Here is a 26,238-nt window from a genome sequence, read left to right on the forward strand (position 1 = left end):
TAATGAAGTGATCCTCAGTTGGAGTCACTTACTGTCAAAACTTAGTTTAGTCAGTTCAGTGCTGTTATTCCTTAAGAAGGAAATAAAAATGGTTCAGAATTTATCTGTATATACACGCTGTCCCCAAGATATTACTTATCGTTGTACATACAAATATTCAGGCTGAGTTAATCCAATAAATTAATTACTTAGCGTAATTAACTGATCTCATTTCACGTATCACCGTTACTTTGATTTGACCAGGGTATTGCATTTCCTTTTCGATTTTCTGAGATATGTCAAAAGATAATTGACCTGCTTTTGAATCTGTTACTGATTCGGCATCCACCATAACTCTTAATTCTCGGCCTGCTTGAATAGCGTAACACTTATTAACGCCGTCAAAGTTTAAAGCTAGGTTTTCAAGGTCTTTAAGTCTTTTGATATAAGACTCCATTACCTCTCTTCTTGCTCCTGGTCGTGCTCCGGAAATGGCATCACAGGCTTGTACTAATGGAGATATCATTGAAGTCATTTCGACTTCATCGTGGTGGGCTCCTATGGCATTACAAACTTCAGGATGCTCCTTATATTTTTGAGCAAGCTCCATACCGAGTACTGCATGCGGAAGCTCTGGCTCTTCATGCCATACTTTGCCAATGTCATGAAGTAATCCTGCACGTTTTGCCCTTTTAGTATTTAAACCAAGCTCTGAAGCCATGGTAGCACAAAGGTTGGCAACTTCTCTTGAGTGCTGTAGTAAGTTCTGCCCGTAAGATGATCTAAAGCGCATGCGACCTACCATCTTAATTAGTTCTGGGTGCAGCCCATGAATGCCAAGGTCTATAACAGTTCTTTCTCCGATTTCAGAAATTTCCTCTTCAATGTTTTTCGTTGTCTTCGCTACAATTTCTTCTATTCTTGCCGGGTGAATTCTGCCATCTGTTACTAAGCGATGAAGTGAAAGCCTTGCGATTTCTCTTCTTACCGGATCGAAGCCTGAAATGATAATGGCTTCAGGTGTATCATCTACAATTATTTCTACACCGGTAACTGCTTCTAAGGCTCTGATATTTCGACCTTCTCTACCAATGATTTTTCCTTTTATATCGTCGCTTTCAATATTGAAAATAGAAACACAATTTTCGATAGCATGTTCTGTGGCAGTTCTTTGAATTGATTCGATTACGATTTTCTTGGCCTCTTTCGCTCCAGACAATTTCGCTTCGTCAATGATATCTTTTACGAGTGCCGATGCTTTAGATTCTGCTTCAAGTTTAAGCGTTTCTATCAGCTGTTCGCGGGCATCGTTTGCAGAAAGATTGGCCACCTTTTCTAAGGCTTTAACTTTTTCTTCTACCTTATTATCTAGGTCTTCTTTTCGCTTTTTAACGATTTCTAATTGAGCCGTTACGTTTTCTTTTAGGCTATCAAGTTCTGCTTCTTTTCTGTTGGCGTCGGCTTGTTGTTTATTCACCTTAGCTTCGCGCTGCTTGATTTTATTCTCGTTTGAAATGATTTGGTTTTTGCGTCTATTTGCTTCCTCATCAAAGTCAGATTTGATTTTGAGATATTTCTCTCGGGCTTCAAGAATTTTATCTTTCTTAATGCTTTCAGCAGTAATTTCTGCTTCCTTAACCATTAATTTGGCCTTTTTTTCCAGATCTGCTTCGGCTTTTTTATTGACTTTTTGCAATGCAATACGGCCAATAAAAACTCCAATTGCCAAGGCGGCAACGCCTACTATTATAATTGTAAGTGATTCTCCCATAGGTATAGTTCTATGTAGAGCGGGAGGAAAGAGCTAAAAAAATGTTACGAGAGTGCTTCCTTAACCAGTTTGTTTAGTGAATCAATTTTGTCATCTGTAGTATCATCTACTGCACTATGCGACTCATCACTTTTAAGTTTGGCAACCACGCAATCGAATGCGACCATGGCTAACAAATCTTCTTTATCATCTATACCGAATTTTTCTCGATAAGATTTTAATTGGTCATTTATAAATTTTCCTGCATTACGTACCCGTTCTTCTTCGTCCGGTTTCACCTTCATTGGGTACTCGCGGTCTCCTATTTTTAATTTTACTGATAGAAGATCCATTTATTTATCGGCTTAGCTCAGATGTGCTATACATCTGTCTATCTCTTTTATGTACTCGTTTAACTTTTGTTTCAACTCAGTAGATTCTTCCTTTTCTACTGTTGTGCTAGATGCAATTTTAGCGATTTTATACTGATTTTGAAAATCAGCTAATTGACCTTTAAGGGTCTCAACTTCTAATTGAAGTTGTTCATTTTTAATCTGTAATTGAGCACTTACTTCCCGATCATCTTTACCTGATTGGATTAAACGCTTAAGATTACTCTCAAGTGTTTCAAGTTTTATGTCAATTGCATTAGATGCCATTATTTTCTAATTATTGCCCCAAGTTCTTTCTCAAAACCTTGGATTAAGCGACTCATAGTTTTGTCGATAACCTTGTCGTTTAGTGTTTTCTCTTGGTCTTGTAAGAAGAAACTTATAGCGTAGGCTTTTTCGTTTTCACCGATTTTATCTCCTTCATAAACATCGAAAACGTTTAGTCTGGTAATCAGCTGACGCTCGAGCTTCATTGCTAAACGTCTAATCTGGTCAAAATTTATCGTTTTATCAACTACTAATGATAAGTCACGCTTAACTTCTGGGAATTTTGAAAGTGGTTTGAAGTTAACGCTTAAAGGATATAGGGTCTTCATGAAATCCCAATCTATATCTGCCATGAACACCTCTTGCTTCACGTCATTGTTTTCAGAAAGCTTTGGATTTACCTTTCCCAAAGAGATGAGTGGCTTTTTTCGGGCAGAGATAAGAATTCCGTATGAGAATAAATCGTTGTCAACAGTGGCTGTATCATACTGCTGAACTCCAAATTTATTAAGGAGTTGACTTATAATTTGAAGTAAATCATGGTATTGGGTTGGACGTTTCTTTTCTAACCAGTTTTCTTCGAGATTTTCACCTGTTATAAAAATGGCGAGACGTTCTCTTTCTTTGTATTTCTCATTTACTTTATGATAGGTTCTACCGAACTCATAAAGATTCAGATTTGTCTGTCGTCTTTTAATATTTCTTTCAATAACCTCAAGACCATTGAAAAGAAGGGATTGACGCATTACTGTGAGCTCTTCACTCAAATAGTTCAGGATATGAACATTTTCATCATCAGCTATGCTATCGGCACTTTTGGCGTATGACTCCTTAGTCAATGAATTAGTGACAATTTCATTAAAGCCAGCTCCTGAAAGGAGGCGAGAAACTTCAAGTTGAATACTATCGGCATCTCTTTGAGGAAATTCTGAGAGGAATTTACTGCTCAGCGTGTCGCTAAGCTCAATGTTGTTGTACCCATATATTCTCAGTACTTCTTCTATAATGTCTGCTTCTCGCTGAACGTCTACTCGGTAGGCAGGTACTATGGCAGTAAAACCATCTTCGGTATGGTCAGCTATGGAAATGTCCAATGACTTTAGGATGTCATTGATTCTGTCATTTCCGATAGCCTTACCTATTAATCGATCTACGTTTTTATAGGCAACGGGTACCTTAAAATCATCAATTGATTTTGGGTATAAATCGATAACCTCAGAGCTGATTTTCCCACCAGCTACTTCTTGAATGAGTAAAGCGGCATATTTTAACGCATAAACCGTGATGTTTGGGTCTGTGCCTCTTTCATATCTAAAGCTTGCATCGGTTTTTAGCTGATGGTTCTGAGCTGTTTTCCTAATAAAGTCCGGTGAGAAATAGGCGCTTTCTAAGAATATATCAGTGGTTTTTTCTGTAACTCCAGATTTCATACCACCAAAAACTCCAGCGATGCACATACCTTCTTCAGCATTACAGATCATAAGATCTCTGGAAGAAAGCTTTCTCTCTTTTTCGTCAAGTGTAGTGAAGGTGCTCCCTTCAGGTAAGGTCTTGATACTAACTTGATCGCCAGTTATGGCTGCTCTATCGAAAGCATGTAATGGCTGGCCAAGACTATGTAGTACGTAGTTAGTAATGTCTACGATATTGTTTGTTGGGTTAATTCCAATAGAATTTAACCTGTTTTTTAGCCAGTCTGGCGAATTGGTTACTGTAACGCCTGATATGGTTAATGCAGAATATCTTGGGCATGCTTCTTCGTTTTCTACAGTTACTTTGAGCCCACCATCTGTATTGTCAACTTTGAACTCTTCAATGGATGGAAGCGCAATATCCCGTCCAAAAAGTGCTTTTAAATCGCGAGCGGTTCCTAAATGTGAGGCTGCATCAGCGCGATTTGGTGTTAGGCCAATTTCATAAACAAAATCTGACTCAATGTTGAAGTAAGTACTTGCTGGGGTGCCATTGGGTAAGTTGGTGTCTAAAACAAGAATGCCATCATGGCCTTTACCAATGCCTATTTCATCTTCGGCACATATCATTCCTTCAGAAACTTCTCCACGGATTTTCGCCTTTTTAATCTTAAAGGAATCCCCTTCGGAAGGGTATAGTATAGTATTTACAGTAGCTACTACTACTTTTTGGCCAGCGGCTACATTTGGAGCACCACAAACGATGGGTGACGGGGAATCTGCCCCGATGTCGACAGTTGTGATGCTCAGTTTATCTGCGCCAGGGTGTTTTTCACAGGTCAATACTTCGCCAATTACTAGCCCTTTCAGCCCACCTTTAATACTTTCTATTTCTTCCAGGCCTTCTACTTCTAAACCCGAGCTTGTTAGCTGTTCACTGATTTCTTCTGGAGATTCAGGTAAGTCAATGTATTGCTTGAGCCAGTTAAGCGATATTTTCATAGGTATTTAATTGATCCTGTTAAAGGAATGCCAAAATTAATGATTTAGCTTTTTCAATGGAGCGTTTAATCAATTTTATAAAGCTTCTCGCCTGCCTCAATTGGAATTTTAAGCAAATTTTCTCTTGGTGGAATAGGGCAGCTATATTCTTCATTAAAATGACAATATGGATTATAGGCCATATTAAAGTCGATTGTAACAGCGTTCGTGTTCCTGTACATCACGTCGACATAGCGACCTCCTCCGTAGGTTTGGAATGCACTCGTTTCATCAGCAAACATGAGCGATAACTTGTTAGGATCGTTTTCTTCCCAGTCTTGATAGAGCAATACACGCTGCTGAGCACCGTTTAATTCGAATTCAGCATAAGCGAAAGGAATGTATTTTAATTCTTCTCCCGTTGTTGAAGTGATAAAGATAGGGCGTTTGCCTTCCAGCATTGTCAGCCGAGCTGTTACCTTGTAATCTTCATTGATTGGAAAATAATTAAGCCCCTTGAAACTTCTTTTGTCTTCATCCTTGATTGGGGACATGCTTGAAACCATGAATCCATTTTTATCTTTCCGATCGGTGTTGATACGTTCCAAGTAGTCTTCTGTACTTTCTCCGACAGTGAGAAAGTTAAGGATGGTAATGGCTACTATTGCCACTACAAGTATTCCGAAAATAGAATTTCTTTTCATGCGCTTGGCCTTTCCAGGCATATTAGAATAGCTGCGAAGTTAGACCTCGATTGGATGAAAAAGAAATAATTATAGGTTCAATTAAGTTCAAAGAAGGCCCTCGTCGCTAAAGCTGAAGTATCCTTGGTCTGTAAATATAATGTGATCAATGACTGATATTTCCAAGAGTTTGCCCGCGTCTTTGATTCTCTCAGTAATTCGTATGTCTGATCGACTGGCTTTTAAATTGCCACTAGGGTGATTGTGCACCAGAATGATGCTAGAAGCGAAGTTTTCTAACGCAATTTTGAATACGACTTTTGGGTCTACCAGAGTTCCAGATATACCACCTAAGCTCACTAGTTTCTTTGAAATAAGCGTGTTACTCCGGTTCAGGTTGATGATCCAAAATTGTTCGGTCGGTTGATCGAGTAACTCTGGGATCATTAAGTCATATATAGTTTGAGAGTTTTTTATTTGAAGTCGTTGGTTGGGTGAAACTTGCTTTCTTCGTCTGCCAAGTTCTAAAGCGCTAACGATAGCGATTGCTTTTGCTTCACCAATGCCATTAAATTTTTCTAACTCTGGTAAAGTAAGTTTTGCCAGGTTGTTTAAATCATTGTCTATGGAAAGCAGAATTTCTTTTGCTAAATCCACAGCACTTTGCTTTCTAGAGCCTGATCCGAGTAAAATGGCAATTAACTCAGCATCGGTAAGGGCTGATTTCCCCTTTTCTTGAAGTTTTTCTCTTGGTCTGTCGGATTGTGCCCAGTCAAGTATTTTTAATTTTCCATCCATTCAGTAAATATGTTTGGATAATATATAACTAAATATGTTTAAAAATTACTTAAAGGCATAAAAAAAGCCGAACCACAACGTGATTCGGCTTCTCGATTTCTTTAATCTAAAGGCTGTTCACCATTTTAGTCAATTTCGACTTGTTATTAGCTGCCTTGTTCTTGTGAATGATATTTTTCTTCGCAAGCTTATCAAGCATACCTATAACTTTTTTCAAAAGCTCTTGTGCTTCGTTTTTATCAGATGTACCTCTTAACCTTTTAATAAAGGTACGAGTTGTTTTGCTCTGATATCTATTTCTCAAACGCTTAGCTTCGTTTGATCTAATTCTTTTTAACGCGGACTTATGATTTGCCATTTAATCTGTGCTTTCTAAATTGGGATGCAAAGATACGTGTATTTCAAATAATTACAAAAACTTGCTATTTTATTTCCAAGTTAATTTCTGTTCAACATTTCAACTCACTTTGTTCTATCACAAAAATAGCCCTTTCAGATAACTCAAAGTTCTATTTCTAGCCTTTAATGCCTATTTTACTTCAAAGAAATAATTATGAAAGCACTATCATACCTTTTGAGCTTTGCTCTTTTATTTGTTGGATCGAATAAAGAATCAGATGTGAATTTGGCCAATGCGCTTGAAGGCGCTTGGGAAATTGAAAAGATTGACGGGAAATCATTGGGGCATCGAGCTGTTTTTTTACTCGAATCTCCCTATGCTTTTTATAGTGAATTTGATGTTGACTCCAAAAAATTTGTGGGTAGCAGAGGAGGAGCCATAGAAATTATGGGTAATAAGGCTTCTTATACCGTGGAGTTTGATACTTGGGATAAAGAGAATGTAGGAACGGCCTATGAAATAACTGCAACTTTAAATTCTAATCGTGTGACCCTGGATTTTTCTTCTTCTGAAGATTCATTTCAAATGGTGTTAGTGAGAATTGACAATGGTCAGGGTGACTTGGCAGGTTCTTGGAGAATTACCGACAGAATGCGTAATGGAGAAATGCAGGCTATGCGACTTGGAGCACGTAAGACAATTAAAATGATTACTGGATCAAGATTCCAATGGGTGGCATTTAACCCTGAGTCGAAACAATTTTCTGGTACCGGGGGAGGAACTGTGATTTTAAAAGACGGAAAGTACAATGAACATATCGAGTATTTCTCTAAGAACCCAGACCGTGTCGGCGCTGATTTATCATTCGATTATAAGGTAAATGGGGATAAATGGGATCACAGTGGTAAGAGTTCTACAGGTAACCCAATTCGAGAAATTTGGACTAAACAGTAACTACTTTACTCTTTTAAATATTGCAATTTTAATGTCCGATTCGTTTCTCATCTCGGTAGGTCTTGCGTCGGTCATATCGTTGGCTAGTTTCATTTCGAATTCATCATCGTCGATCATTCGAATAATACCTTTTATTCTTCCATAGTCTGTTCCGGATGAAGAGAAAATTAAGTCGAAACCTTTCGGTGAAGAGGTTTCAATGACTTCATATTTTAAATCAATCTTGATGTTTTCTTGGTAGTAATTTGCCCCGCCAAGGGTGTCGCCTTCAGCTATCATGGTAACCATTCTATCTCGACCGAATATAAGCTCACCTTGTTCAGGCTCACCGGCTGCCCCTCCTCCGTACCAAGTGCCTACCAAAATGTCTGCTAGGAGTTCTTTTGTTTGAATAACTTGAGTGCTTTCCTCGAGGTAGGTAATGTCGGTTAAATAGTAGCCTTGATCCCAATAAGTCCGAATCTTCTCTTTAGGGAAATTCGCATCTGAAAACCAAATATTGCTTACTTCATCAGTCACTCTATTCATAACCAAAACCCAAGAGTCATAATGATATTCCAATTGTCCAATAGTAAAGCCTTGATTGGTCAAAGATTCGATTTTATCTCTAGGGAATTCAGTGCTTCTAAACCATTCTTGATCTTTAATTCTAGCATCTTTAGAACCGACTAATGCCCATCTATCATTTCCGTAAATAAGCTCCGATATATAATATCCACCTTCTCTGAATTCCTTAATTTTATTGATTGGAAAATTGTATGACGTAGACCAGCGTTGTGAGCCATAATTACTGGTTTTTGACATCACAAGTGCCCATAAGCCATTTCCGTAATTGAGCTCTGTCACTTTTAATCCATCGCCCCATAACTCTTTAATTTCTGCTTTTGGAAATTCAATTCTTGTCTTCCATTGTTGGTTTGAAAACCCAGTTCCTTTGGATGTCACTAGTGTCCATTTTTCATTAATGTAACTCAAATTGGAAATCGAGTAGCCTTCATTCCAATCGGTTTTGATTTCTTCTTTGGGAAATATGTCCCTTGTTTTCCAACGTTGGATAGAGTATCCATTTCTTTTTGTCATTACCGCATGATAACCAGTCTTCAGGTAGGGGTTATTGGTTTTCTTGTCAAGGTAGGATACATCTATGTAGTCTACCTGCAAGGTAGAGTTCGGAGGAACTACAATACCTAAGTAATCATCTTTCACTGGTTTGTAAGCAGAACGTGTAATGAAGCGTTCGTTAAAGAAATAGTAATAAGTATCTCTTACTTTCCGAACTGTAATTTTATTGAAGTCTCTCTTGTTTACAAATTCAGCCTCGGTAAAGTCTACAATAGGTTGATAGCCATCGTTATATTCTGAGATATTGTATTTACCAGCGCTTGTAAAACCAAAATGATATTTGTTAGAATTTCCAACCTCTCTATCCCATACGACATCATTAGAGGAAGTTGTCTTGCCATTGACTTGTTTCATACGAACTTCTATTTGCCAATCTAAATCCCAGTCCATGTAAGCGATACTAGTATATCTTACGTGTGCTTTGTCATTCATGGAAATCCAATCAAAATAGCCTTCGTGAATCTTTCCCAATACTTTTCCGCTCGAATAGGACTCCCATTGTGAGCTTGGATTATTAAAATCTTCTCTGTAGTACTCAGTTTTTTGGCTTTCGGAATAGTCATTGTAACTCGATTGCGAAAGGCCTTCGAGTGAAATTAAAGTAGCGAGGATTAGAAGGTATGAACTCCTAGTTAGTATTCTTTTGCTCACGATAACAGTCTTTTGGTTGCGTTGATTCCAGTCTGTTAATATAGTTCCTTTTAATTAAGGCCTAAGTGGAATTTGATCATTTCTATGAGCCTAATTCATTTCTGGCATGGTAATGGAATAGTACTTGTCAATGCATTATTAATGATCCGGATCTTGAAATTATTTAGAAACTTAAATATCAAGGTTATGAAAAAAGCTTTACTAACAATAGCGATACTATTATTCACTGGTTTGTCAGTTGATGTACTGGCGCAGCGCAAAAGATCTGATGATCGGAAGCCGAGAAAGGAAGCAACCTTGAATAATAAAAATAGAAACGCGAATAATCGTGACTCGAGAAAGAACAAAGTGTCTAACTCGAGGGATAAGCGTAATAACAGGGTTTATGTAAAAAATAACCGTCGTGATAACCGAGTTGTCCGTGTAGTTGACAGAAGGGTATCGAGAGATAGGGGTTGGAGAAATTACGGTTACTCGAGTACTGATAGAAATAGTCGTAGATACTACGATTTTGACTCTAGAAGAGGTAGAAGAATATTAGTCAATAGAGGCTACAGGCCTTCTAATAGACATATCTGGCTCGCTGGGTATTGGAGCTACAATCCTCGAATAGGCCGTGATGTTTGGATTGATGGTCGATGGACTATCAGAAGAGCGAATCACAGATGGATTGCAGGCCATTACCAAAGAGTAAATGGTTTAAGAGTATGGATCGACGGATGTTGGACCATCAGACTCTAAAAATGAACTGTCCCAAGGGAAACTTTGGGACTTTTTTTATGCTTGATCTTTTATTGCAGCAAAGGAGATACTCATATGCGATGCATCATAAGTTGCTTTACCATCTTTCAGCATGATTACTTGTGGCGATTCATGATAAATGCCAAATCGGTCAGCTACAGCATTAGAAATATCTCTAAAAGTAATTAGGTCCAAATAATACGGTTTAATGTCATGACCTTCACTTGTCCAAGTTCTGTCAAGTCTTTCCAATACCATGCTGGAGATACTGCAACGTGTACTGTGCTTGTAGATTAATACGGTTTGGGTTTTACTTTCTTCGATTAAGGAATCAATTTGGCCGATATCGGATAATTCAATCCAAGCTATCCCTTCATGTGCCGATTTATTTCTTTTCCAAAACATATTAATATGTAATTAACTGGTTCAACTTCTCAAGAAGTCTTTTTTGAGGTAAAAAGTTCGATTCAAGTGGTTGACTAAAAGGAACGGGTGTATCTAAGCTTGCTTCACGCAACACTGGCGCATCTAAGAATTCAAAGCAATACTCGCTGATCCAAGCGGAAATTTCTGCGCCAATTCCACCAATTAGGGTGTCTTCATGTAAGACTAATACTTTGTTTGTCTTTTTTACAGAAGCTTCAACGGTTTCTTTATCCCATGGAAGTAGCGTTCTTAGATCAATTACATCGGCAGATTTACCTTCAAATGATTTCATCGCTTCTAGTGCCCAATGCACACCCATACCATAAGTAACAATGGTCAAGTCTTCACCTGTACTCGCGTATACCGCTTTACCAACTTCTGTAGTGTAGTAATCGGCTGGAATTTCTTGGCTATGTGATCTGTAAAGCGCCTTATGTTCGAAGAACAAATATGGATTTGGGTCTTCAATGGCGGCATTTAATAATCCTTTGGCATCTTCTGCATTTGAAGGGTATACTATTTTTAATCCCGGAGTATGAAAGAACCATGCTTCATTCGATTGTGAATGGAATGGTCCTGCGCCAACACCGGCTCCAGTAGGCATTCTAACCACGACATCAGCATGCTGACCCCATCTGTAATGAATCTTCGCGAGGTTATTTACGATTTGATTAAATCCGCAGGTTACAAAATCACCAAACTGCATTTCGACAACGGCTTTATAGCCATTAATGCAAAGGCCTAGTCCAGTTCCTATAATCGCTGATTCGCAGAGCGGTGTGTTTCTAACCCTATCTTTTCCGAAAGCTTCCACAAAACCTTCGGTTATCTTAAAGACTCCTCCGTAATCTCCGATGTCCTGACCCATAATTACAAGGTTCTGGTATCGTTCCATACTTTGGCGTAGCCCGTCAGAAATAGCATCTACAAACCTTCTTTCTGTTCTTTCCTTCGAATTAGGAGTTTGTATTTCTTGCTTAAAAGGGTAGAAGAGATCGGTAGTCTCTGTTGTCGTTAATGCATCAGGAAGTGGTTCGGCATAAGCCAATTCTAATCCTTCTTCAATATCTGCTTTAATCTTAGCCCTTATCTCAGTAATAACGGCTTCGGTAAGTACGCCTTGCTTGATTAAATACTGTTCGTAGTTTTCGACTGGGTCCTTTTTTGCCCAGCTTTCCATTAATTTTTTTGGGACATACTTCGTTCCACTGGCTTCTTCATGACCCCTCATTCTAAAAGTCATGGCTTCAAGAATTATAGGCTTAGGGTTTTCTCGGATTTCTGCCGCCAATTCTTTAATCGTCCTATGAACTTGCAGTAAGTTATTGCCATCTACTTGTACGGCTTTTATGCCATATGCAGGGCCTTTATCTATAAAGTGTTTAAACCTGAATTGTTCTTCACTCGGTGTAGACAGGCCATAGCCGTTATTCTCAATAACGAAAATGACAGGTAAGTCCCAAACGGCAGCTACATTTAGCGCTTCATGAAAATCTCCTTCCGAGCTAGCTCCATCACCCGTAAAAACGAGTGTAGCCTTCTTTTCTTCTTTTAGTTTATTCGCTAGCGCAATACCATCGGCAAGAGCCATTTGAGGGCCTAGGTGAGAGATCATTCCTACAATATGATGTTCCCTAGTTCCAAAATGGAACGACCGGTCTCTGCCTTTCGTAAAGCCACTCATCTTTCCTTGAAACTGAGCGAATAATCTCTGGTAAGGAATGTTCCTTCCAGTAAAAACACCTAAGTTTCTATGCATAGGAAGTATAAATTCCTCCTGATCTATCGCATTAACTGCGCCAACGGACACTGCCTCTTGGCCTATTCCAGAAAACCACTTACTGATCTTTCCTTGTCTAAGTAGAATGAGCATCTTTTCTTCGATCATTCGAGGTCTTAGAATTTGCTCGTAAAGGTGAAGAAGCTCTTGATTGGAGTATCCCGCTTTGTTGAATCTCATATTGTTGATTAAGATGGGGTAAAATTAAAGTAATGCTCGCATTGCAAAAATTATAGATCATATTTTTAATTTCGCTCACCTTCCAGCAATGATAACATACGAAAGCTTTGTTTTAGAAAATGGGTTGAAGGTAGTGGTTCACGAAGATCACTCCTCGCCAATGGCCGTTGTAAACCTCCTTTATAAAGTAGGTGCACGGGATGAGCAACCAGGTAAAACGGGTTTTGCTCATTTATTCGAACATTTAATGTTCGGAGGTTCAAAGAATGTTTCCTCCTTCGATGAGCCTTTGCAATTCGTCGGTGGAGATAATAACGCCTTTACGTCAAACGATATAACCAATTACTATATCACAGTTCCATCGGCAAACCTTGAGACTGCTTTTTGGTTAGAATCAGATAGAATGATGAGTTTGTCATTCGACCCAAAAGTTCTTGAGGTGCAGCGTTCTGTAGTTATAGAGGAGTTTAAGCAAAGGTATTTGAACCAGCCTTATGGTGATGTCTGGTTGAAACTAAGACCTCTTGCTTACCAAAAGCATTCTTACCAGTGGGCAACTATTGGAGAGAAAATAGAGCATATAGAAGAGGCCACGATGGATGATGTTAAAGCATTTTTCTATCGATACTATGTGCCAAATAACGCAATTTTGGTTGTGGCAGGAGATGTTACTTTGGATCAGGTAAAAACGATGTCTGAGAAATGGTTTGCTCCTATACCTGCAGGCAGCCCTGTCGAAAGGAGTATTCCTGAAGAACCGGCACAAGATGACTACCGACTCTTAGAAGTTGAGGAAGATGTTCCTGTGGATGCGCTCTATATGACTTTTCATATGTCGGGTAGATCAGGTGAAACTTATCATGCGGAAGACCTTCTGAGTGATGTGCTCGGAAGAGGTAAGTCAAGTCGTCTTTATCAGTCGCTAGTCGAAGAAAAAGGTGTTTTTAATTCCTTAAGTGCTTATGTAATGGGGTCTATTGATCCCGGACTATTAGTTATTCAAGGTAAATTGAATGATAGTTTTGATCTTCAGGAAGCAGAGGAAGCTGTTTGGCAGGTATTAGAAAATTTCAAGCTGAAAGGAGTTGACGATCTTGAACTTAAAAAAGTGAAGAATAAGGCTGAATCAACAATTGTATTTTCGGAAATGGAATTACTAAATAGAGCTATGAATCTAGCTTATGCAGAAATGCTTGGTGATTTGAGTCTTGTAAATTCTGAACTTGAGAAACTTGAGGCAGTTACGTCAAAAGATGTTTTTAGTGCCGCTGAAAGGATCCTTCAAAGATCAAACGCTTCTGTATTGAGGTATAAAGCCAAACGCTAAACTTTAAATAAAAAAAGATGAAAATAAGAGTTGGATACGGTTACGACGTTCATCAATTGGCTGAAGGCGAGGATTTTTGGCTTGGAGGCATAAAAGTACCACATACCCATGGAGCTGTTGGGCATTCGGATGCCGATGTTCTAATTCATGTGATTTGCGATGCATTATTAGGCGCAGCCAATATGCGCGACATTGGTTTTCATTTTTCTGATCAGGATCCAAAGTTTAAAGGCATCGATAGTAAAATATTGCTTCGCGATGTAATGACACTCTTAAGAAACGAAGGTTATGAAATTGGTAATATTGATTCTACAATTTGCCTTCAACAACCTAAAATCAACCCGCATATTCCAGAAATGAAAGCATGCTTAAGTGAAGTAATGTCCATTCCAGTTGAAGATATTTCAATTAAAGCCACTACTACTGAAAAACTTGGTTTTGTGGGAAAGAAAGAGGGTGTTTCTGCACATGCTACTGTTTTGATTCAAAAAGGATGAGCGAAATCAAAATCATTGAGACAAGTGATGGATCACAATCCTTGTATCATGAAGGTTTAAATGAAACATATCATTCTACTCATGGTGCTATCACAGAGTCACAGCATGTTTTTATTAAACATGGGCTTGAGTTTCTTCTAAATTCCAGTAAGGAAAGTATCAATATACTAGAGGTAGGATTTGGCACGGGGCTAAATGCTTTATTGGCCTTAGGTTTTGCCAATAACAATCAAAGAGTTCACTTAAATTATACCACGCTAGAGCCCTATCCTTTAGATGAAAACCTGATACAAAAACTCAAATACCATGAACAGTTAAGTGATCAGGTTTCTAAAGAGGATTTCTTTCGATTTCATCAGTGTAGTTGGGGTGTTTGTCATGAGCTTCAACCTAATTTCAAATTCACAAAACATCAGACCACACTTCAAGAGTTTGAGACGAATCACCAGTATGATCTGATCTTTTACGATGCCTTTGCACCGAGCAAACAGGCTGAAATGTGGGAGTTGAGCCTTTTAGAGAAGCTTAAATCACACTTTGGAAAAGAAACTGTTTTGGTAACTTATTGTGCTAGGGGGCAATTCAAACGTGATTTAGCATCTATTCAAATGAAGGTGGAAACCTTGGCGGGCCCTCCTGGGAAAAAAGAGATGGTTCGCGGTGTATATCGTGGCTAGGTTAAGTCAGATTTGTGATTCTATTTTTAGCGTTTCTTTTCAACAAATTTCAGTTATAGTTTTTAACTGATTCTAAGGCTAGTTTGAAATTAACTGGAATGGGAAGTTATATGAGGAGAAGCACTGTGTAGGATCACTTCAAGTATTGAATTGTAATTTAAGCGACGTTGCGGATGATTTATTATCGGTTGCAATTGTCTTTGCTTGGCTTAATAAATTCCTGAGTGGTAGACCTTGCAGAGTGAGTCTAATCGTAATAATGTATCTACTTTGTCATTCTCCTGCTCTTCTTAATTCTGAAAACCCGAGATATATTGTATATTTCAAGACTAATTAATTACTAAATGAATAGATATTTTTCAAAGACTACTAAGTTCTCTTTAGCCGTGTGTTTAGGCCTCTTCTTAGCCGTTGGATGTTCTTCAACAAAAGGCCTAGAGAACTACTCGATTGATTCAGATGGAGCAATACAAGCTTATAAACCCAACATGAATAAGGATGTTGTCCGATTAAAAGGAGAATTACTTACAAAAGGAAAGCAAGTTGGCGATCGTTGGGAATACCTATTCAAGGTTAATGAAATTTTAAATTATGGTGATACATTCTCCACCGTTCAACCAAAGGTTGGTGAAGAAGTTATACTTTACTCACCAGAAGAGATCAAATTCAAGAAAAACAGCACGGTCGTTCTAGATGCATTTACTCCAATCAATAGAGTTGAGGGTAAGCTAAAAATTAACATGGTTATCGATTAACACCTATTTATGAAGAAGAGATTACTACTTACAGTCATCGTACTGATCGTTACGGTTGCCTTTATTTACACAGGAAGAGGAAATAAAGAAGAAATCAAACGTGAATTGATAACGTTTGGATTGAGTTCTGAGTCCCTGAAAAGTACAGACCTTGGCGAGGATGAAGAGGAAAATGAATTAGAAAATCCGATTGATAGAGCGGAGTATGAGGCGAGCCTATTAATAGATCCGGCAACTGGAAAAGTACCTATGGGTATTCAGAACCGAGAAGTGGCTTATGCCAAAAAATCATTGAATAAAATCAAAGATGCTGGTAGTCCATTAGGGATTCCATCCGCTGCTGCCGGAACTCAGGAAGATGCACCTTTTAGAAATATTGGTCCTTTTAATGTGGGCGGAAGAACTAGAGCACTAGGTCTTGATGTAGACGATGAGAACATCATCTTGGCCGGAGGTGTTTCTGGAGGTGTTTGGAAATCCACAGACCAAGGTCAGTCGTGGACAAGAACGACGTCTTTACAACAACATCCTGCTACTACAACATTGGTCCAAGACCGCAGGTCTGGTATGACTGATGAATGGTACTATGCCACAGGAGAAATCAGAGGTAATTCTGCAGGTGCTTCTGGTGCTACATATTTAGGGAATGGGATTTATAAATCGACCAATAACGGTGATAGCTGGACACTTATTTCTTCCACTGCCGTACCAGGAACTTCCGGTACAGATGTTATTACAGATTTAGGAGACTTCACGCGAACAGAGCAATTAGCAATTGATTATTCTAATGACACTGGAACTGAAATTTACGCTGCTGGTGGTAGTCAAATTATTCGAAGTGTAGATGGTTTTGAGACTTTCGATATAGTGCTCGGAGAAACTAATACAGGAAGTAATATGTGCGATGTGGCCATTACTTCAACCGGTAAAGTATTTGCTACAATCGCTAACTCGAGCAATAATGGATCAAATGCTGAGCAAGGTGTTTTTATGTCTGATGATGGCATTACATGGACAGAGATTGATTTGGAAGGTCGTGATAATGTTTCTACGAGAATAGAAATCGCTATTGATCCTTCGGATGAAAACAATGTTTACTTCCTTACAGAAGATCAACTTATACTGTTCAATGATTTAACGGATAGCTCTACTGATTTGACTTCTTCTATTGAAGTGTCAGATGACTCTGGGGAAGGTTATAATTCTCAAGGTGCTTATGATGTTATTACTGCAGTTCACCCAGATGATGGGAGTATTGTCTTTGTTGCTGGTACCAACTTATTGAGGTCTACCAATGGATTTGGAACTTCTGCTACAAACGATCAGATTGGTGGATATAGAGCAGATGGTAACTCTAATAGTTTTCCTTCTTATCCGAATCACCACCCAGATTTACATGAAATTATATTCTTTGACTCCGATGCTGATATTATGTTGACAGGTTCAGATGGAGGCGTTCATTTGACAAGAAATAATCAACAAATCGGTAGTTCAACTTCCTCCGTTTCTGTTGTTTGGGAAGACCTAAATAATGGTTACGTCGTTTCACAATTCTATCATGCTAATATTCACCCTACTAATTTTGGTGACGTACAAGTAGTAGGCGGTACACAGGATAATAGTACTTATGCCAGTTTTAATGGCGAGGATGAAGGAGATTGGGACTTTATTAGAGGTGGAGATGGGGCTTTTGCTGCTATTACTTATAATGCCCTTTATGCTTCTTCCCAAAGAGGAAGCGTTGGTAGATATGCACTTGTTGGTAACCAATACCAAAATGGGATAGGAATTACGCCAGGAGAAAATGAGACTTTCTTATTTGTTAACCCTTTTAATTATAACCCTGTAAATCAAGATCAGTTTTTTATTGCTGGCCAAGGTAAATTGTTTGCTACAAATGATATACGTCAAAATCCATCAGGTAATGAGTGGTTAGAATTAAGTGGTCCAGCATCGCTTACCAATCAATTTGTTTCTGCAATTACTGGTTCAGTTGATCCTGAAGCTGTTTTGTATTTTGGTACAAGGTCAGGCGGATTGTTTAAAATAGCGGATACAAGAGGTATGACTGAGAGTACTGAAATTATCACCGTTGATACGGGTAATATGCCAGGTGGAAATGTTTCTGGAATTGCAATCGATCCGAATGATACAGATAGAGTATTCGTTTCGTTTTCCAACTATAACGTTGTGAGTGTCTGGATGACTTCTGATGGAGGCGAAACATGGTCATCAATATCAGGTAACCTAGAAGAGAATGCCGATGGATCTGGCGCTGGACCTTCAGTTAGAGGAATTGAAGTTATGCCTGATGGCAATGGTGGTAATTATTATTTTGCCGCGACTTCTGTTGGTCTTTTCATGACTAAAGAGCTAAAAGGAGATGAAACAAACTGGGAACAACAAGCCGCAGATGTAATTGGAAACGTTGTAGTGTCTAATGTACGCGTTAGACCTATAGATGGCATTGTGATGGCAGCTACTCATGGAAATGGTGTGTTTTTGGGTGGTTATGATGTTGGAATAAATGCCAATATTAATTATTCAATCAGTACAGACGGTAGAGAATATGAACTTCGCGCAAATGGTGCCGCTGTAACCCCAAGCCCGCTGTCTTATCAGTGGATTAAGGATGGTGAAGATATTGAAGGAGAGACTGGAGAAATTTTGACAGTTACCGATGGAGGAGCTTATCAAGTAAGACTTGCCATAGAAGGCACAAGTGGCACAGGATTGTCGAATACGGTTAATGTTAATTTAGATGGGCAAGGGCCAGAAGTAAGTACTATAACTCGCCTTGATCCGACTGATGCAGCTACCGACCAAACTACAGTTCAGTTTCAAGTTACTTTTAACGAAACAGTATTGAACGTAAGTACTGACGACTTCGAAACGGTAAGTGCGGCAAGTGGTGTAATCACCAGTGTAGTAGAAAGCACAGTTGGGACGGTGTTTGATGTAACCGTATCGAATATTGGTGGTTCTGGTGAATTGAATTTAGATATTGCTGCTAGTACGGATATTACTGATGAAGTAGGTAATGCATTCAGTGGCACCGTATTATCAGAAGAGACTTATACTATTACCGATAATACTGATCCAACAGGAAGTATTAATAGGAGTGTTCCAACAACTCAGGTAACAGACCAAAACGAAGTGACATTCTTGGTTACTTTTTCAGAAGCAGTAGATAATGTGGATGTAACGGATTTCGCTTTGGCTGCCGGATCGCCGACAGCTACGCTAGGAGCAGTAACAGAAGTAAATGCGATAAGTTATCAGGTAGTAGTTACTGATATTTTGGCAGATGGTACTTTAGGTTTAGACTTTGCTGCGGGACAAGATATTGTTGATAAAGCAGGTAATGCTTTTGACGGTGTAGCTGTAACGGATGAGACTTATACCATTGAAAATGTAATTACATCCATTGATGATCCTCTGGCTAGGGCGGCAGAGCGAATTATAGTAGATGCTAACCCTTCTTCAGGTGTGTTCAATTTAGCATTTCCTCCTGCATATATCGGGAACTTTGAAATGCAAATTGTTGACTCACAAGGAAGAAAAGTATTGGTAAGAGGAGTTAAAAACTATAACACAGGAGATCAAGTTGAGATAAATCTGACCAACTCCCCAGATGGTGTTTATATTTTGGCAGCTTCTAATGGTTCTGTAAGATCAACGATTAAGCTACTAAAAAGTGAAGGCTCAAGGTAACCCGAGAGTAAAAAGATAATCCATGAATGCCATCTCATTTTTTTGAGGTGGCATTTTTATTTAACATTGAAATGATCAATCCCAAGATGGCTAATGCAAGCGTCTAATGGAATGTCTAAAGCATTATTATAATCGATATTGTCAAGAGGAGGGGTGATCGCTAGTCCTATTTTTTTTGTCTTCGATGGTAGTTTCGTTAAAAAGCGATCGTAGATACCTGCTCCAAACCCAATTCTGTTTCCAGTTAAGTCAAAGCTGATTAATGGAATGAATACGACATCCAGAATTTTTGACTCTATCTCCTGAGCATCAACCGGCTCAGGAATTCCAAATTTGGAAGTAGCTATTTCCGTATCTGTATTCACCTCATAGTGGGAGAGGAGTTTCTCTTTAAAGTTTGTCTTAGAAGCGAATGCAGAATGGTCTTGTGATTTGATCAGCCAATCAAGAATTGGCCAGGTATTAGGCTCTTGAAACTTCTCGATAGAAAGAAATAAATGGCAGTTAGTGAGGTCTTGATGATGTTTTAGGAAATTAGTCACATGTTGAAACAGGAGGCTGTTCCGACGCTCAAATTCTTTAGAGGTAAGGGTTTGTCTTTTTTCTAGATATAAGGATCTAAGAACCTCTTTATTCATTAGTACTTATCAAGTGGAACTGAAAGTCTAAAGGGTCAAAAGACTTTAAACAGTCTTCAATAAATGAAGGGTTGCTCAAGTAGAAGTTTAAAAAATTGTCTTTCCTTTCTTGAGGAGCGCCTCCTGGAAAAAGTGATTCCTTTAGGTTATAGATTCTGTTGACTAAAACTTCTTGATTCTTTCTTTCTGCCTTTAGTATTTTAAACTCTATTTTCTCGATAGATTTTTCTGCTTTTCTGTGCTCAGCGAGAACCAGTTTTTCCAGGGTTTTATCGATTTGGATGGCCTGTACATGAGCTTCTGAAAAAATACTCCTTAGCCTTTCCCGTTGTTCATCTAAATCAAGCTTAAAGGCAGTGTTTTCAATTACCTTTTCTTTCACCAAGGCACTTTCGTCTTTAAAAAGATCTTCGAAGCTTAATCCTGCCTTTTTGATTTTCTCAACTTTAGGATGTGAAATAACACCTGCAAAATTTCTAGGCATCAATAAAGGGAAAGTTGTATTGAAATGCTCAAACACATCTTTTAATTGCAACCAATAAACGAGCTCTGAAGGACCACCAACATAAGCCAAGTTTGGTAATAAGTATTCCTGATAAAGTGGCCTGAGGACTACATTTGGACTAAAAAGTTCGGGCTGCTTATCTATGGCCATTCTGATTTCTTCCTCAGAAAACGATATGTCAGTGTCGAGCACTTCGAAGCCAGTCTCAGTCCTTACGATTCTGGACCGCACATCGCCTTCCATATAGAAGAAATTAATCTCCCTCGGGTTGACCTGGGTTTTGTAACCAAGTTGGTTCAGCTGACTTGATGTTGCTTCAACTTTCTGTTGAGGTGAATGATCAATGATGTCACCCACCATGACCTCTTTAAATAAGGTTTTAAGTGATCGATCATCAGCATCTATGATCACCAAGCCATATTCCCCAAATAAATGGTTCATATAGTGTCTAACTGAGCTAGCAAGATCGCTATGTTTTAAATACGCTTCTGAAAAGAATTCTGGAAGCCCAGGTAGTTCGTCAAAAATTGACTTGATGGTACTCGTGTCAAACTTGCCTACGGCTCCTGTTTGGTCAGTATTCCATGAGAATTTCTTGGCATTATACCTGAAATGATTAATCTCCTCAAAATCATGGTCTTCACTGGCCATCCAATAAACTGGAACGAAATTGCAGTCCGGCCTAAGTCTTTTTAATTCCTCACAAGTTTTTATAACCGAGACTATTTTATAGATCACATATAAAGGCCCGGTGAATATATTGAGCTGGTGCCCTGTAGTTATGGTGTAAGTATTTTCTGCAGAAAGTTCATCAAGATTCTTCTTCGTTTCATCTGAAAGAATAGAATCGGCATGCTGATTTTTGAGTACTTCCGCCATAATTGCTCGATTAGCGCTAGGGAAGTTTCTAGATTCAATCTGGTTTAATAAGTTTTCTGCTGTAGGAAGTCCGTTGTGGTATTGGCTTAGTTGTTCGTCGCCTTTAATGTAATCTAGAAAGAAATTTGAAAAGCTATTGGTCTTTTCAAATGGTATTTTAGCCAGTAAACAGTCTATTTCTTCCGTAGTTTCCATATTGTTATACCCCTTGGGCGTCTTCTCAATCTAAAGATTAATAACCAAATTGATTATAAAACGGGCTCTCCGTATAAATCAAATTCTGTGGCATCAGTAATTTTTATATTGGCAAAGTCACCTATTCTTAAATAGTGCTTTTTGGCATCTATATAAACCTCATTGTCTACCTCTGGCGAATCATGTTCGGTTCTACCTATAAAGCTGCCGCTTTCCTTTCTATCAATTAAGACCTTGAAAGTCTTACCTATTTTTTCTTGATTAATCTCCATCGAGATTTCTTCCTGTAATTGCATTACGCGGTTGGCTCGTTCTTGTTTCACCTCTTCAGGAATATTGTCATCCATAGTGTAGGCGTGGGTGTTTTCCTCGTGGGAATATGTGAATATCCCAAGTCGATCGAATCTAGACTCTTTTACAAAAGTCATCATTTCCTCAAACTCCTCTTCAGTTTCACCAGGGTGCCCAGCGATCAGTGTGGTACGAATGGCAATACCTGGAACCCTTTTGCGCATTTCTGCTAACAGTTTCTCGGTTTTTTCTCGGGTTGTCCCACGACGCATCAACTTCAAAACATTGGTAGAACCATGCTGCAGTGGAATATCTAAATAATTACAGATGTTATCTCTTTCTGCCATCACATCTAACACCTCCATTGGGAAGCCAGTGGGAAATGCATAATGCAGCCTTATCCATTCAATTCCTTCTACATCAGATAATTTCCTTAGTAATTCTGCCAGATTCCTCTTTTTATAGATATCAAGGCCATAGTAAGTAGAGTCTTGAGCAATTAAAAGCAGTTCTTTAGTACCGTTTCTAGCTAGATTTTTTGCTTCGGTAACGAGTTCCTCTATCGGGCGCGAACGATGTTTTCCTCGCATAAGAGGAATGGCACAAAATGAGCAAGGTCTGTCACAACCTTCGGATATTTTTAGGTAGGCATAGTGATTAGTAGTGGTTGTTATTCTTTCACCTACTAATTCGTGTTTATAATCAGCCTTAAATTTTTTAAGCAGGGCAGGCAACTCCATGGTGCCGAAGAAAGCGTCTACTTGGGGAATTTCTTTTTCAAGGTCGTCTTTGTATCGGTGCGATAGACATCCTGTCACGTATACCTTATCCACGATGCCTTCTTCCTTGGCGTCGACGTATCTAAGGATAGTATCGACTGATTCTTGCTTGGCATTGTCTATAAAGCCACAAGTATTAATCACGACGATATTGGCATCATCATTTGAAGATTCATGTGTTGTGTCAATGCCATTCCCTTTGAGTTGGGTTAGCATCACCTCAGAATCTACTAGATTTTTAGAACAGCCTAGTGTTACAATGTTAACCTTATCTTTTTTCAGTCCCTTCGCCTTCATACTACAATTTAGTGAGGCAAATTTACGAAATAAAAGCAGGGTAACTAAGGCGTAATTGGACTAAACTCTTTTCCTTCGGAAGGTAATCGGAACAAGCGTATCAGTAGGCATGCCAATGGTATAGAGTTCCCAGTCAGCGTCATATTTAGCGAGGATCTGTCTGATGCAGTCTACTCTATCATCACTTGGGTTGTCACAATCTGCCCAATGGAAAACCTCCACTCGATAATTGTAAGACATTTTCTTACCGTTAACTTTTACTTCTACCTCAATATCTTGTTCTCCAGTTATTTGTGGAATTTGAATGGCGATTGCGCTCATAAATCTGTTCGTTAATGTACAAATGTTTTCTATCCGCGTAAGTACTTACAATATAAGTGCCATTGTTGTAAGTAACTGAAAATGAGGTATATAAAATTTATAAGCCTCCCTGGTTGACCGATAAAGTGCAGCAAAATGTACGCAAGCGTTCAGTCAATTTTATTAAGAATAAAACGGAATTATCAGAATGATTGCGTATTTCTATTTTTTTTTAAATAGTATTAAATATATTTATAACATAAGAAATAAGTAATTTATACATCATTTTTAAATTTAAACACATTCCGTAATAATGAAATATTTTGAAATGTTAGAAAATAAGACCATTAAGAAATTGAGCTTATCTATATTGGTAGTTTTATTTGGGTTTTCCTTGGGCTTCATGGCTCCAAGTAAGGTTTTGGCCTATGAGAGTCTGGCAGTCGATTGCTTCTCTTCAGATGATGAACTTGATGGAGCGGGCTATTGGAGGTGTATGGGTCCGGATAGATGTAAATATATCGATAACAGGACCCCTGATAATTCCTTAAGTGAATATTGCAATAGTACTGTTGAGTAGTAAGAATCTAAACTTTGAAATATGAAAAATAAGATAGTTAAAGTTTTTTTTGTTGCGATAGTCTTTTCTGCTGGATTTTATTCCGAAGTTGACGGGATGTTTTTTATACCTCCCAATTGCTACAGTACTAAGGTTCCTGACGAAGGAGGTATGCAAGAATGCAAACTTAAAGGAGGTTGTCAATGGATTGATGATTTCCAGCCCAGTGAGTTTGATGAGGGTAGAGTTTGTGCAATAACGTTTTAAATTAGAAATATGAAGAAAATCGTTTTTAAATTTTTGATGGCCATTGTTATAGTCGTTATGGTCATTCCACCTGGAGGTCGAAATGTCAAAGCCAATGAATCTATCCTGTACGGTCCCTTATGTTGGAGCCAAGATGTGCCAGGTGATGGGGGGTATATTCGATGTGCTGTAGAGGAATGTGGTGAATGGACAGAGAACCGTGACCCAAGAGGCTTGTTAGAGCGATGTAATAATCCTTATTAATGCCGTCTATAAAGTCGGCAAACAAATATAATAAAAACAATAAAAAAATGAAAGTTAAACCGATATATGTTCTACTAGTTTCTTTGCTTGTTTTCGTGAGTTCCTTTTCGCTGACAGCAGAAAATACTCATCTGTCATTTAATTGCTGGAGTGCGGATGATTCTGGGAGTGGCGGCTATTACAGGTGCATGAATGAAGATAAATGGTGCTATTGGGTGGAGAACAGAGACCCATACCATCTTCAATCTGAATGTGTTCAAACACCAATTTAATTAGTCAATTAATGAAGAGATACAGACTGATTTATTTGATATTGATTGTCTTCGCTTGCTGTGCATGTGTCACTGATGTGACGCATGAGAGTGATGAATTTGAATCATTTGAAATAACTCTAAATATTCAGGGTGAGCGCGTTCTTAATGATGAACTGGGTTGGCAGATCAATGTTGTAGGTTCTTATTTGATTTGTGAACAGGAAGTAACCGACAATGATAATAGTGTCTATCATGTTTTTGATTCAGAGACTCTTGATTTTCTAGGTACCGCAGGGCTTAGAGGGCAGGGTCCTAATGAATTTACTGGAGCACAATACTCAGGACAATTTTATAATGTGGGGGATCAGACTGTAATTTGGGTGAATGACGCTCCAAAGTATGCTATCAGGGCAATTAATTTGCATGAAAGCATTTCTTCAGGAGTGACCAAAATTGAGAAGTCGTTGAAGCATCATCCTAAGCACAATCTCCAGAATAACTTATTTGTTTTGGGTTCATCAGATCTTGCTGGTTATCAACCTGGTTATGTTCCTGGAACTAACATAACACCCCTGAATATTGTTAAACGGGGAGTGATTGAGGGTTTTGGTGAATATCCTCGTGTGAAGAATGAGGGAAGTGTTTCAGGTGGAGGAGAGTCATTTAGAAACCTTAGACGTATAGCGCTCAGAATGAAACCTGATCAACAATCATTTGTGGTTGCTATGCGATATTATGATCAATTGGATTTATTCGATAATGATGGTTCTTTGACCCGATCAATTAAACATTCTGATAATTATTCCCTTTATGATGCCAATGAAATCTTGGACGCGAATCGAAGGATAACGGGGTTAAGACAATATTACAAGACTCTCGATGTTACAGATAACTACATCTACGCGCTTTATTATAATCGTAAGGTTGAAAGGGGAGGTATTGAATTCATTGAGAAGCGTCCATCTCAGATCAGAGTGTTTGATTGGGATGGTAACCCCAAATTTTTATTAGAATGCCCAGACGATCTAGTATCATTGTCTGTAGATGAAGAAAGAGGTTGGCTTTATGGTCACGATATATCAGAGGAAAGGTTTATGAGATATGACATAAGTAAAATGTTCAAATAAGCTTATGAAGAATATCAAATTCATTGCCATTATTGTGTTAGCAGGTTTTACTGGTTTCTTTGTCAAGTCCAATTACCGTAATTGGATAGGTTCTAACTTAGTATTGGAAAATGACATGTACGATTTTGGAGATATAGAGGAGGGTTCTAAGGCTCGATACTATATAAGGTTTAAGAACGCGGGTTTAATGTCTCTTAAATTAAATGACGTATCTGCTGATTGTGGATGTACAGTTGTTGATTGGGGTGAAGGTGAAATTTCTTCAGGTGCAATTGACAGTGTTCTTATTGAATACGACACAAATAAAATAGGTCTCATCAATAGAATCGTGACGTTTAACTCCAATAGCCGTAATAGTCCTCATGCTTTTTATTTAATAGGGAATGTTATGCCAAGAGATATCACTTCCAGAAGTAGTACAAATCCAAAAGAATCATCTATTTCTATGGATAAGTGATCAGTCAGGTACGGAGGTAGG

Annotated in this window: 25 protein-coding genes; 11 read left to right on the forward strand and 14 right to left on the reverse strand. The window is 38.5% G+C overall.

The window, feature by feature from the left end; all coding sequences use genetic code 11:
* Positions 1-184: 184 nt before the first annotated feature.
* The 7 genes from rny to rpsT form a co-directional block, all read right to left on the reverse strand.
* A complete protein-coding gene (gene rny / locus JXQ92_RS13625) occupies positions 185-1,750 on the reverse strand; it encodes a ribonuclease Y (protein ID WP_421987175.1) in 1,566 nt (521 codons plus the stop codon).
* Positions 1,751-1,794: 44 nt separating this feature from the next.
* Positions 1,795-2,082, reverse strand: a complete 288-nt coding sequence (locus JXQ92_RS13630) for a cell division protein ZapA (RefSeq protein ID WP_421987176.1) — start codon at positions 2,080-2,082, stop codon at positions 1,795-1,797.
* A 12-nt stretch (positions 2,083-2,094) separates the two neighbouring features.
* Positions 2,095-2,388 (reverse strand): hypothetical protein, encoded by a 294-nt coding sequence (locus JXQ92_RS13635; protein ID WP_421987177.1) that lies wholly within the window; start codon positions 2,386-2,388, stop codon positions 2,095-2,097.
* Positions 2,388-4,802, reverse strand: a complete 2,415-nt coding sequence (gene pheT / locus JXQ92_RS13640) for a phenylalanine--tRNA ligase subunit beta (protein WP_421987178.1) — start codon at positions 4,800-4,802, stop codon at positions 2,388-2,390. The genes JXQ92_RS13635 and pheT overlap by 1 nt, the downstream gene beginning before the upstream one ends.
* A 65-nt stretch (positions 4,803-4,867) precedes the next feature.
* The gene (locus JXQ92_RS13645; RefSeq protein ID WP_421987179.1) at positions 4,868-5,485 is read right to left on the reverse strand and encodes a DUF1684 domain-containing protein; all 618 of its coding nucleotides are present in this window, start codon (positions 5,483-5,485) and stop codon (positions 4,868-4,870) included.
* Between the two features lie 87 nt (positions 5,486-5,572).
* The gene (radC, locus tag JXQ92_RS13650; RefSeq protein WP_421987180.1) at positions 5,573-6,262 is read right to left on the reverse strand and encodes a RadC family protein; all 690 of its coding nucleotides are present in this window, start codon (positions 6,260-6,262) and stop codon (positions 5,573-5,575) included.
* 106 nt (positions 6,263-6,368) lie between these two features.
* Positions 6,369-6,620, reverse strand: coding sequence for a 30S ribosomal protein S20 (gene rpsT / locus JXQ92_RS13655; RefSeq protein WP_421987181.1), 252 nt, complete (start codon positions 6,618-6,620; stop codon positions 6,369-6,371).
* A 195-nt stretch (positions 6,621-6,815) separates the two neighbouring features.
* Here rpsT and JXQ92_RS13660 point away from each other — a divergent pair, with 195 nt between their 5' ends.
* Entirely contained in the window at positions 6,816-7,556 is a 741-nt protein-coding gene (locus JXQ92_RS13660) for a membrane or secreted protein (protein ID WP_421987182.1), read from the forward strand.
* Here the strand turns inward: JXQ92_RS13660 and JXQ92_RS13665 are convergent, their stop codons facing one another.
* Complete coding sequence (locus JXQ92_RS13665) at positions 7,557-9,329, reverse strand: DUF7477 domain-containing protein (RefSeq protein ID WP_421987183.1); 1,773 nt, start codon at positions 9,327-9,329, stop codon at positions 7,557-7,559. It abuts the gene before it with no gap.
* A gap of 186 nt (positions 9,330-9,515) precedes the next feature.
* Between JXQ92_RS13665 and JXQ92_RS13670 the strand changes: the two genes are divergently transcribed.
* Positions 9,516-10,070, forward strand: a complete 555-nt coding sequence (locus JXQ92_RS13670; RefSeq protein ID WP_421987184.1) for a hypothetical protein — start codon at positions 9,516-9,518, stop codon at positions 10,068-10,070.
* A 36-nt stretch (positions 10,071-10,106) separates the two neighbouring features.
* Here the strand turns inward: JXQ92_RS13670 and ytxJ are convergent, their stop codons facing one another.
* Together ytxJ and JXQ92_RS13680 are read right to left on the reverse strand one after the other, a co-directional pair.
* Complete coding sequence (ytxJ, locus tag JXQ92_RS13675) at positions 10,107-10,475, reverse strand: bacillithiol system redox-active protein YtxJ (protein WP_421987185.1); 369 nt, start codon at positions 10,473-10,475, stop codon at positions 10,107-10,109.
* Between the two features lies 1 nt (position 10,476).
* Entirely contained in the window at positions 10,477-12,456 is a 1,980-nt protein-coding gene (locus JXQ92_RS13680) for an alpha-ketoacid dehydrogenase subunit alpha/beta (protein WP_421987186.1), read from the reverse strand.
* A gap of 88 nt (positions 12,457-12,544) precedes the next feature.
* On the opposite strand from JXQ92_RS13680, the gene JXQ92_RS13685 reads away from it, so the two are divergent.
* The 5 genes from JXQ92_RS13685 to JXQ92_RS13705 all read left to right on the forward strand — a co-directional run bounded on the left by JXQ92_RS13685 (position 12,545) and on the right by JXQ92_RS13705 (position 19,426).
* Complete coding sequence (locus tag JXQ92_RS13685; RefSeq protein WP_421987187.1) at positions 12,545-13,783, forward strand: M16 family metallopeptidase; 1,239 nt, start codon at positions 12,545-12,547, stop codon at positions 13,781-13,783.
* A gap of 17 nt (positions 13,784-13,800) precedes the next feature.
* Positions 13,801-14,280 carry a 2-C-methyl-D-erythritol 2,4-cyclodiphosphate synthase gene (gene ispF / locus JXQ92_RS13690; RefSeq protein ID WP_421987188.1) on the forward strand — a complete coding sequence of 160 codons (480 nt, stop codon included), beginning with the start codon at positions 13,801-13,803 and terminating at the stop codon, positions 14,278-14,280.
* Positions 14,277-14,957 carry a tRNA (5-methylaminomethyl-2-thiouridine)(34)-methyltransferase MnmD gene (gene mnmD / locus JXQ92_RS13695; RefSeq protein ID WP_421987189.1) on the forward strand — a complete coding sequence of 227 codons (681 nt, stop codon included), beginning with the start codon at positions 14,277-14,279 and terminating at the stop codon, positions 14,955-14,957. The genes ispF and mnmD overlap by 4 nt, the downstream gene beginning before the upstream one ends.
* Before the next feature lie 344 nt (positions 14,958-15,301).
* On the forward strand, positions 15,302-15,712 hold the full coding sequence (locus JXQ92_RS13700) for a hypothetical protein (protein ID WP_421987190.1): 411 nt from the start codon (positions 15,302-15,304) through the stop codon (positions 15,710-15,712).
* 9 nt (positions 15,713-15,721) lie between these two features.
* Positions 15,722-19,426, forward strand: coding sequence for a T9SS type A sorting domain-containing protein (locus JXQ92_RS13705; protein WP_421987191.1), 3,705 nt, complete (start codon positions 15,722-15,724; stop codon positions 19,424-19,426).
* A 56-nt stretch (positions 19,427-19,482) separates the two neighbouring features.
* Here JXQ92_RS13705 and JXQ92_RS13710 read toward each other — a convergent pair whose 3' ends face one another.
* From JXQ92_RS13710 to JXQ92_RS13725, 4 genes are read right to left on the reverse strand one after another with little or no spacing between them, the layout of a single operon-like run.
* Positions 19,483-20,064: a 5-formyltetrahydrofolate cyclo-ligase gene (locus JXQ92_RS13710; RefSeq protein ID WP_421987192.1), complete on the reverse strand. Its 582-nt coding sequence runs from the start codon at positions 20,062-20,064 to the stop codon at positions 19,483-19,485.
* A complete protein-coding gene (bshC, locus tag JXQ92_RS13715; RefSeq protein WP_421987193.1) occupies positions 20,057-21,643 on the reverse strand; it encodes a bacillithiol biosynthesis cysteine-adding enzyme BshC in 1,587 nt (528 codons plus the stop codon). Before bshC ends, JXQ92_RS13710 begins: the two co-directional genes overlap by 8 nt.
* 53 nt (positions 21,644-21,696) lie before the next feature.
* A complete protein-coding gene (rimO, locus tag JXQ92_RS13720) occupies positions 21,697-23,010 on the reverse strand; it encodes a 30S ribosomal protein S12 methylthiotransferase RimO (RefSeq protein ID WP_421987194.1) in 1,314 nt (437 codons plus the stop codon).
* Between the two features lie 60 nt (positions 23,011-23,070).
* Positions 23,071-23,331, reverse strand: coding sequence for a hypothetical protein (locus JXQ92_RS13725; RefSeq protein WP_421987195.1), 261 nt, complete (start codon positions 23,329-23,331; stop codon positions 23,071-23,073).
* Positions 23,332-23,911: 580 nt separating this feature from the next.
* Between JXQ92_RS13725 and JXQ92_RS13730 the strand changes: the two genes are divergently transcribed.
* The 4 genes from JXQ92_RS13730 to JXQ92_RS13745 all read left to right on the forward strand — a co-directional run bounded on the left by JXQ92_RS13730 (position 23,912) and on the right by JXQ92_RS13745 (position 26,217).
* Positions 23,912-24,136, forward strand: a complete 225-nt coding sequence (locus tag JXQ92_RS13730) for a hypothetical protein (RefSeq protein ID WP_421987196.1) — start codon at positions 23,912-23,914, stop codon at positions 24,134-24,136.
* 9 nt (positions 24,137-24,145) lie between these two features.
* On the forward strand, positions 24,146-24,379 hold the full coding sequence (locus JXQ92_RS13735; RefSeq protein ID WP_421987197.1) for a hypothetical protein: 234 nt from the start codon (positions 24,146-24,148) through the stop codon (positions 24,377-24,379).
* Between the two features lie 283 nt (positions 24,380-24,662).
* On the forward strand, positions 24,663-25,760 hold the full coding sequence (locus JXQ92_RS13740; RefSeq protein ID WP_421987198.1) for a BF3164 family lipoprotein: 1,098 nt from the start codon (positions 24,663-24,665) through the stop codon (positions 25,758-25,760).
* A gap of 4 nt (positions 25,761-25,764) precedes the next feature.
* A complete protein-coding gene (locus tag JXQ92_RS13745) occupies positions 25,765-26,217 on the forward strand; it encodes a DUF1573 domain-containing protein (RefSeq protein ID WP_421987199.1) in 453 nt (150 codons plus the stop codon).
* Positions 26,218-26,238: the final 21 nt, after the last annotated feature.

The organism is Roseivirga sp. (assembly GCF_049099775.1).
Lineage (GTDB): Bacteria > Bacteroidota > Bacteroidia > Cytophagales > Cyclobacteriaceae > Roseivirga.

What these genes read in the sequence shown, in the direction of transcription:
- rny (WP_421987175.1), bottom strand. Translation starts at nt 1,750, where the DNA reads ATGGGAGAATCACTTACAATTATAATAGTAGGCGTTGCCGCCTTGGCA.
- JXQ92_RS13630 (WP_421987176.1), bottom strand. Translation starts at nt 2,082, where the DNA reads ATGGATCTTCTATCAGTAAAATTAAAAATAGGAGACCGCGAGTACCCA.
- JXQ92_RS13635 (WP_421987177.1), bottom strand. Translation starts at nt 2,388, where the DNA reads ATGGCATCTAATGCAATTGACATAAAACTTGAAACACTTGAGAGTAAT.
- pheT (WP_421987178.1), bottom strand. Translation starts at nt 4,802, where the DNA reads ATGAAAATATCGCTTAACTGGCTCAAGCAATACATTGACTTACCTGAA.
- JXQ92_RS13645 (WP_421987179.1), bottom strand. Translation starts at nt 5,485, where the DNA reads ATGAAAAGAAATTCTATTTTCGGAATACTTGTAGTGGCAATAGTAGCC.
- radC (WP_421987180.1), bottom strand. Translation starts at nt 6,262, where the DNA reads ATGGATGGAAAATTAAAAATACTTGACTGGGCACAATCCGACAGACCA.
- rpsT (WP_421987181.1), bottom strand. Translation starts at nt 6,620, where the DNA reads ATGGCAAATCATAAGTCCGCGTTAAAAAGAATTAGATCAAACGAAGCT.
- JXQ92_RS13660 (WP_421987182.1), top strand. Translation starts at nt 6,816, where the DNA reads ATGAAAGCACTATCATACCTTTTGAGCTTTGCTCTTTTATTTGTTGGA.
- JXQ92_RS13670 (WP_421987184.1), top strand. Translation starts at nt 9,516, where the DNA reads ATGAAAAAAGCTTTACTAACAATAGCGATACTATTATTCACTGGTTTG.
- ytxJ (WP_421987185.1), bottom strand. Translation starts at nt 10,475, where the DNA reads ATGTTTTGGAAAAGAAATAAATCGGCACATGAAGGGATAGCTTGGATT.
- JXQ92_RS13680 (WP_421987186.1), bottom strand. Translation starts at nt 12,456, where the DNA reads ATGAGATTCAACAAAGCGGGATACTCCAATCAAGAGCTTCTTCACCTT.
- JXQ92_RS13685 (WP_421987187.1), top strand. Translation starts at nt 12,545, where the DNA reads ATGATAACATACGAAAGCTTTGTTTTAGAAAATGGGTTGAAGGTAGTG.
- ispF (WP_421987188.1), top strand. Translation starts at nt 13,801, where the DNA reads ATGAAAATAAGAGTTGGATACGGTTACGACGTTCATCAATTGGCTGAA.
- mnmD (WP_421987189.1), top strand. Translation starts at nt 14,277, where the DNA reads ATGAGCGAAATCAAAATCATTGAGACAAGTGATGGATCACAATCCTTG.
- JXQ92_RS13700 (WP_421987190.1), top strand. Translation starts at nt 15,302, where the DNA reads ATGAATAGATATTTTTCAAAGACTACTAAGTTCTCTTTAGCCGTGTGT.
- JXQ92_RS13705 (WP_421987191.1), top strand. Translation starts at nt 15,722, where the DNA reads ATGAAGAAGAGATTACTACTTACAGTCATCGTACTGATCGTTACGGTT.
- JXQ92_RS13710 (WP_421987192.1), bottom strand. Translation starts at nt 20,064, where the DNA reads ATGAATAAAGAGGTTCTTAGATCCTTATATCTAGAAAAAAGACAAACC.
- bshC (WP_421987193.1), bottom strand. Translation starts at nt 21,643, where the DNA reads ATGGAAACTACGGAAGAAATAGACTGTTTACTGGCTAAAATACCATTT.
- rimO (WP_421987194.1), bottom strand. Translation starts at nt 23,010, where the DNA reads ATGAAGGCGAAGGGACTGAAAAAAGATAAGGTTAACATTGTAACACTA.
- JXQ92_RS13725 (WP_421987195.1), bottom strand. Translation starts at nt 23,331, where the DNA reads ATGAGCGCAATCGCCATTCAAATTCCACAAATAACTGGAGAACAAGAT.
- JXQ92_RS13730 (WP_421987196.1), top strand. Translation starts at nt 23,912, where the DNA reads ATGAAAAATAAGATAGTTAAAGTTTTTTTTGTTGCGATAGTCTTTTCT.
- JXQ92_RS13735 (WP_421987197.1), top strand. Translation starts at nt 24,146, where the DNA reads ATGAAGAAAATCGTTTTTAAATTTTTGATGGCCATTGTTATAGTCGTT.
- JXQ92_RS13740 (WP_421987198.1), top strand. Translation starts at nt 24,663, where the DNA reads ATGAAGAGATACAGACTGATTTATTTGATATTGATTGTCTTCGCTTGC.
- JXQ92_RS13745 (WP_421987199.1), top strand. Translation starts at nt 25,765, where the DNA reads ATGAAGAATATCAAATTCATTGCCATTATTGTGTTAGCAGGTTTTACT.